We start from the raw sequence: 4,001 nt of genomic DNA, 5'->3' as shown, positions 1-4,001 counted from the left end.
GATACACGCAACTATCCCACCCTAGTTTACGACACGATCGAGTCGCAAAGAGTTTCCGCTCGCATTTGCGTGGAGGACATTGTGCCACTTACTCCCTTCCCAGTGACAAATTAGACATCTATGGTGAATAGTGAATTACAGATATCTATTTCTTAGAGGATGTCTGAAAAGTCAATTCTTTTAAGCCTAAACCCTAGAAATCCCCCCTAGCCCCCCTTAAAAAGGGGGGAACCGGAATTGAAGTCCCCCTTTTTAAGGGGGATTTAGGGAGATTTAGGTCTACGATCCATATCAAAAAACCTTTTCAAACATCCTCTTGAGTGAGAAGGAAGTACCTGCTCGGTGCGAGCGTGAGGGTGCGTCTCCCCCCAGAGAATCGGCTATAGTGATAAGTAGTGCTAGATTGTAGTCGCCGTGGGCATCGATCGACCCCCACGAGCGATCGCGACGCTTGGCGAACGCCTAAAATCTTATTGCGGTATTTATGGCTAGTATTACTGTCGAAGGGCTGAGTAAAGTTTATCCAGTAGCGATCAAAGAACCCGGCTTACCAGGTACCATCAAGCATTTTTTCCAACGCACTTACAAACAGATTAATGCGGTGCGGGATGTATCGTTTGAGATTGCAGCGGGTGAAGTTGTCGGCTTCTTGGGAGCCAATGGTGCGGGTAAAACCACCACGCTCAAAATGCTCAGCGGTTTGATTCATCCCTCTACGGGGATTGTCAAAGTCGGCGGGCAAATCCCGTTCGAGCGCAAACCTGCCTTCTTACAGCAGATTACCCTAGTGATGGGGCAAAAGCAGCAATTAATTTGGGATCTACCCGCCCTCGATTCGCTCAAGATTAACGCTGCTGTATATGGTTTGAGCGACCGCACGGCGGAATTTCGGATTCATGAATTGGCAGAAATGCTCTCGATTCAAACTAAACTCACCCAACCGATTCGGAAGCTGTCTTTGGGCGAACGGATGAAAGCCGAGTTACTGGCGGCGTTGATTCACGAACCCCAAGTCCTGTTTCTCGACGAGCCGACACTAGGATTGGATGTCAACGCGCAAGTCGCCGTGCGCCAATTCCTGCGGGAATACAATCAGCGCTACAACGCTACAATTTTGCTGACTAGTCACTACATGGCCGATATTACCGCACTGTGCGATCGAGTGTTGGTGATTCATCAGGGACTCTTAATTTATGACGGTAGCCTCAATGGGTTAGTCGATCGATTTTCGCCCTGTCGCGAAGTCAATATCGAGTTTGCTCATGTCTATCCCCGCGCCAAGTTAGCATTGTATGCCGATGTGCAAGCCGTCGAAGGCGCATCCGCCAGATTTCTAGTGCCTCAAGAATCCCTCACCAAAACCGTGTCCCAAATCTTAGGCGAACTAGAAGTAGTAGATCTCAGTATCACCGATCCCCCGATCGATGATGTCATCGGGCAAATCTTCCAATCTGGCAATGCTGAAATTGTCAATGCTCCCTTAGCAAATCACTCGATCGAATAGCTGTGATTGTACTTTTCAGACACCCTCTGATTGCTAAATAATTATCAAAATCAGCCATTTGGCGGGTTATGAGTAATCCCAATTATACACCAAACCGCAGAGCGACCGTAGATCGTGCCGATCGAGCGATCGGGGATAAGACTTCTAATTGTATTATTTTTGTGATTGAAGTGTATATTGTAGTTAGAGATGATTATTCTTAACTAGAGTGTATCCCTTATGGCAGACAGCGTTTCAACTGTTTTCGACAAAACTAATATTCTCGGTCTACTTAACAGCAAACTGAGTGGCAACTCTTATGTCCGGACTAACTTAGTTGCCAACGATGAAAAATACGATCCCCAGATTCTGGAGCCGACATTCCTCCATGGTTGGGGTATTTCCCACCGTCCGTCAGGTGTCGGCGGGCATTTTTGGGTGGTCGGGAATGGTTCGGGCATTTCCTACCAGTATGTCGGCGATGTCAATGGTAGTCCCTTGTTTCAAGACGAGATCGGCGAAATGACAGTACCCGCCGGACAAGATGGCTCCCAAGGAAGTCCCACCGGAACTGTCTTTAACCAATCGAGTAATTTTGTCATTACTCAAGACGCTCCAAATGGCGCGATTACCGCACCGACCAAGTTTTTCTTTGCTTCAATTAATGGGATCATCTCTGCCTGGACAGAGCGCAAAAAGGAAGATGGCACATTTGATTGGCCCCTTGCCTCCATTCCAGTCATCGATAACTCGGCCAAAGGTGCCCAATACTTTGGAGTTGCCGTCGATAAAGCTGGCAACCATCTCTATGCCGTTGACGCTAGTGACAATCACACAATTGATGTCTTTGATGGGAACTTCAAGGACATCACATCCACAGTGGGATTTGTCAACCCCTTTGACGGTGGAGATGGTGTGCAAGTAGGCGAATACGCACCATTTAATATCCAAACCTTGACCAACAAGGACGGCAAAGAATCAGTCTTTGTCACCTATGCCACAACGCGAGAAGCTCCTCCTGTCAATTCATCAATATTTTTTGGTGCCCCACCAGATCCCAGCGATCCACTATCATCTAGTAAAATTGCCGAATTTGATACTGAGGGTAATCTCCTCCAGATCTGGGACGATGGTGGCTTGCTCGAAGCAGCTTGGGGAGTGGCTTACGCACCAGATAATTTTGGCGGATTATCCGATACGCTGCTAGTATCGAGTTTTGCTAGTGGTAAAGTTACCGCATTCGATCCTGACACCAAAAAAGCGATCGGTTATCTCAACGATGAGGAAGGTAAAACACTAGAAGTGGACGGGATCTGGGGAATGCTGTTTGGGAATGGTGCGAGCTTGGGCGATACCGATTCGCTCTATTTTGCCGCCGGGCCTGAGGGTGCAACCGATGGTGTTTTTGGCCGACTCCGCTGGGACAATTCACAGCCGCTATTGCCCAAAGATGCCCAGATTGCTGATTTTACCCAGGTCGCTGACAAGTTGCTGGCACAAGATCCCACGATTTTCGGTGGCGATGGCGATGATGTCCTTCATGGCACCGCAGAATCGAGCTTTTTTCAAGCAGGTCAGGGCAACAATACCCTGTTTGGCAGCAACGGCGATAACGTTTTTGCAGCAGCAGATGGCAACAATATTGCTTATGGTAGTGGGGGCGCAGATCTTTTCTATCTCGGCAACGGTGACAACACCATGTTTGGCGGTCAAGGGATCGGTGTTTTTATGGCTGGCGATGGTAACAATATTGCCTATGGTGGTGCAGATCGCGATCTATTCCTGCTGGGTGATGGGCATAATACTGTCTACACTGGTAATGGGATAAATATCGTCACGACTGGTAAGGGTGACGATATCATTTATGGTGGCTCCGAGCAAGATTATATCTACACAGGTGCTGGGGACGATCTCATCTTTGGCGGTGAGGGCAACAATGTCCTCAGTGCCGGAATTGGCAATGATACTGTCTATTTAGGCAATGGAACCGATAAGCTGATCTTAGACATCGGCGAGGGCGCAGCAACATTCTGGAATTTCAACGCTGACGATTCGATTAGTCTTGGTAGCACTGCGAAGAAAACCGACTCCATTACCACCCAATTGTGTGGATTGGATACCCAAATTTTTGCAGGCGGCGATTTACTGGCAACTTTGCTAAATACTCAAGGTAATATTCAGATCGTCTAGGATTTGGCGGTGCTGAATGTCAGGAAGTTTTAAAGCCTAAAAATTACGCTCGTTTAGGCGATCGAATAACTATCGCGATCGGTGCCGCCTCAGTATTAAAGTCAGCCATTTAGCTGATTTTAAATAATCTCAATCGTGACCTAAACCGCACAGCGACCGCAGATCGTGCCGATCGAGCGATCGGGAAGGGGATCTCTTAATGTATTCTTTTGTGTTTGAAGTGTATATTGTAGTTAGTAGGTAATTATTAACTAGAGTGTATAACTCATGGCAGACAGCGATAGCTCAGTGGTTTTCGACAAAGCTAATATTCTCAATCTATTCAACG

The 4,001-nt window shown here is 47.5% G+C and carries 3 protein-coding genes; all 3 read left to right on the top strand.

All coding sequences use genetic code 11. The features are described from left to right. Window positions 1–484: 484 nt before the first annotated feature. The 3 genes from RMO35_RS01075 (at window position 485) to RMO35_RS01065 (ending at window position 3,673) form a co-directional block, all read left to right on the top strand. Window positions 485–1,504 (top strand): ATP-binding cassette domain-containing protein, encoded by a 1,020-nt coding sequence (locus RMO35_RS01075; protein WP_309737963.1) that lies wholly within the window; start codon window positions 485–487, stop codon window positions 1,502–1,504. A 68-nt stretch (window positions 1,505–1,572) separates the two neighbouring features. After that, the gene (locus RMO35_RS01070; RefSeq protein ID WP_309737962.1) at window positions 1,573–1,707 is read left to right on the top strand and encodes a hypothetical protein; all 135 of its coding nucleotides are present in this window, start codon (window positions 1,573–1,575) and stop codon (window positions 1,705–1,707) included. A 16-nt stretch (window positions 1,708–1,723) separates the two neighbouring features. Beyond that, window positions 1,724–3,673: a TIGR03118 family protein gene (locus tag RMO35_RS01065; RefSeq protein ID WP_309737961.1), complete on the top strand. Its 1,950-nt coding sequence runs from the start codon at window positions 1,724–1,726 to the stop codon at window positions 3,671–3,673. Window positions 3,674–4,001 lie beyond the last annotated feature (328 nt).

The sequence above is a fragment of the Chamaesiphon sp. OTE_20_metabat_361 genome (assembly GCF_031364565.1).
This window is presented reverse-complemented; position numbering and strand designations above follow the sequence as displayed.